Origin of the sequence: Vibrio sp. Hep-1b-8, from assembly GCF_006124995.1 — a bacterium.
Classification (GTDB): Bacteria; Pseudomonadota; Gammaproteobacteria; order Enterobacterales; family Vibrionaceae; genus Vibrio.
Genome location: NZ_QEWN01000137.1, coordinates 1 through 2,258 on the forward strand (window position 1 = coordinate 1; position 2,258 = coordinate 2,258).

Genomic DNA, 2,258 nt, shown 5'->3' on the forward strand with positions numbered 1-2,258 from the left:
AGCCTGACCAGTACGTATCCAGCCATGAGATATTTTTGTTAATAAGGTTGGGTGAACTGCATCGATAAAGACTATCGATTCATCCTTGCCACGGCTTGCCTTTAGAGCTTCATAAGCCTCTATGAATGCTTGCTGTTTTGCTTTATCAAACTTGTGTGGAACGCCTTTCGGTTGCTTGTAGCTAAAGCCATTGTGGTGAAGCCATTTGTTCATACCAGAGACCGTATAATCAAGTCCAAATGCCTCTTTAACGTAGGCGACAATTTGATGAGTGTGAGAATAGGTTTTCTCAGTCAAATGCTCGATTAGGTGCATGGTTTGAGTAGCAGAAAGCTTGCTTTGGCTTCCGCCATTTTCAGGCTTAAGTTTTTCAGAAAGAACGTAGTCACTAAGGTGGCGTGCAACGGTTGATTCATGAATGCGAAGAGCTTGAGCAATCATGGTCTGACTCCACCCCTCTGTGGTAAGCAATACTGCTTTAATACGGTCACGCACTCGACCATCACGAGTAGAATCGTGCATTTGTTCGAGTTGCAGTTTCTGCTGAGGAGTCAGTGTAATTTTCATGGTTCGTAGCATGATCCTGATTCTAAATAAAATCAAGCATTTTCAATGATCAGGGGTATACAGTAAACATAAATACATCGATAAACTTCTTTACCTATATTGTTCTTCAAGATCCTAAATCGATACTTTGGAGTTCACACTATATGGTATTGACATCGCCAAAATACGTGGGAAGCTTGATTGTATCTACTCATGTTATTTGTCCTCTTTGACTTCTGGAAAAATCAAAGACGCATTTAGCATGAGTAGTTTTACAGGCAAAGCCGAAACGGATGATAACCACCTACTGAAGTAGGTGGTTTAGGGCTGAAAACAAAAAAGCCTCACAGAAGTGAGGCTTTTATCAACATACGTGATTCGTGGGATTACAAGTCTAGGTTATGCTTACCGTGAGACATTTTCGCTTTCAGGTAACCTTGGTTACCGTCTTTAACGTGAGCAGAAGTGTTGACAACCTGTTCGATCTCAATGCCGAATTGCTTAAGATCGTTTACTTTCTTAGGGTTATTAGTCACTAAGCGAATTTTATCAATGCCGAGTGCCTTTAGCATCTGTGCGGCTTCGGTAAAATCACGCAAATCATCACCAAAACCAAGGTGATTGTTCGCTTCGTAGGTGTTCATGCCTTCGCTTTGCAGCTTGTATGCGTCTATCTTGTTGTATAGACCAATACCGCGACCTTCTTGTCTTAAGTAAAGGATAATACCGCCAGATTCCGCCATGCGATTAATCGTCTCATCAAGTTGCTCGCCGCAATCGCAGCGGGATGAATGGAATACATCGCCTGTAAGACATTCAGAATGCATGCGAACCAGCGGGGTTTGCTGAGTTTGATCGGCATGTTTAAAAATGACCGCAACATGCTCTTTTTCGGTTTTCAATCCATGGAAAGAAAGAAGTTCTGCATCGATACTGCTGTTAGCACCGACTTTGAATTCAACTCTGGCTCTTACTTCCGCCATATTTTTACTCACTTGGGTTTCTTGATATTTTAATTCTGTCGCTGCATTCATTGATAATGCTCCACTTGATGATAACTATGGGGACTCTTACTCTAGAATTCAACGATTAGATCACAATTGTTATAATATAACACTTGATATTTATGGCAATAAAAAACCTCGACGATCAGAAATCGCGAGGTTATCAATATTCAATGATATGACTACAGGGGCAGAGGTGTTTAATCTTGTTGGTTCTTCCACACAGAAAGTTCAATCCAACATGCTTCTAACTCTCGCACCTCTTCATCTGTCAGCAGCGACAAGGTCGGCTTGGATTGCGGAAGCGCGTAAGCTTGAATTGCACTTATATGAGCATAAAAATCTTCGCGTAATTTAGATATGTTCATGGCCACTGCTTTTCCCTAAGACTCTATGGTTTGTAGAAACTACACATTGAATTAATTTGTCTAAAAAATGATACCAAAATACCAAATCCACGCAAAATATAGGTTCATTTTTGGGATGAAAATCACATCATTTCATTGATCAAACTCTTTACTTTTCCGGCACTTATTGGATCCAGCAATGATCTTTTAAAACAGCTCCCCATCGGGACGATGTGTAGACCCGACTTTGAGACAGTGACACATATAGCACATAAAAAGAGCAGCCATTGGCTGCTCTTTTTATTTTCGAAATCCCATTTTGACATTGCCTTGGGTATCAAACCAAAGCGCTTCGCCACGG

General features: G+C 41.0%; 4 protein-coding genes and 1 pseudogene. All 5 read right to left on the reverse strand.

Going from position 1 to position 2,258, the window contains the following annotated elements; all coding sequences use genetic code 11:
* On the reverse strand, nt 1-567 hold a 567-nt coding region (locus DA100_RS19035), incomplete at its 3' end, for an IS630 family transposase (RefSeq protein WP_171052260.1).
* A gap of 59 nt (nt 568-626) precedes the next feature.
* A pseudogene (locus tag DA100_RS19040) lies at nt 627-761 on the reverse strand (transposase); the annotation flags it as partial.
* A gap of 171 nt (nt 762-932) precedes the next feature.
* A complete protein-coding gene (ribA, locus tag DA100_RS19045) occupies nt 933-1,580 on the reverse strand; it encodes a GTP cyclohydrolase II (protein WP_171052261.1) in 648 nt (215 codons plus the stop codon).
* Nucleotides 1,581-1,750: 170 nt separating this feature from the next.
* Nucleotides 1,751-1,918, reverse strand: a complete 168-nt coding sequence (locus DA100_RS21100; protein WP_171052144.1) for a hypothetical protein — start codon at nt 1,916-1,918, stop codon at nt 1,751-1,753.
* A gap of 122 nt (nt 1,919-2,040) precedes the next feature.
* A partial coding sequence (locus DA100_RS21175; RefSeq protein WP_206208577.1) for a hypothetical protein occupies nt 2,041-2,258 on the reverse strand: 218 nt, incomplete at its 5' end.

Coding starts and splice junctions, on each gene's coding strand:
- ribA (WP_171052261.1), bottom strand. CDS start 1,580: ATGAATGCAGCGACAGAATTAAAATATCAAGAAACCCAAGTGAGTAAA.
- DA100_RS21100 (WP_171052144.1), bottom strand. CDS start 1,918: ATGAACATATCTAAATTACGCGAAGATTTTTATGCTCATATAAGTGCA.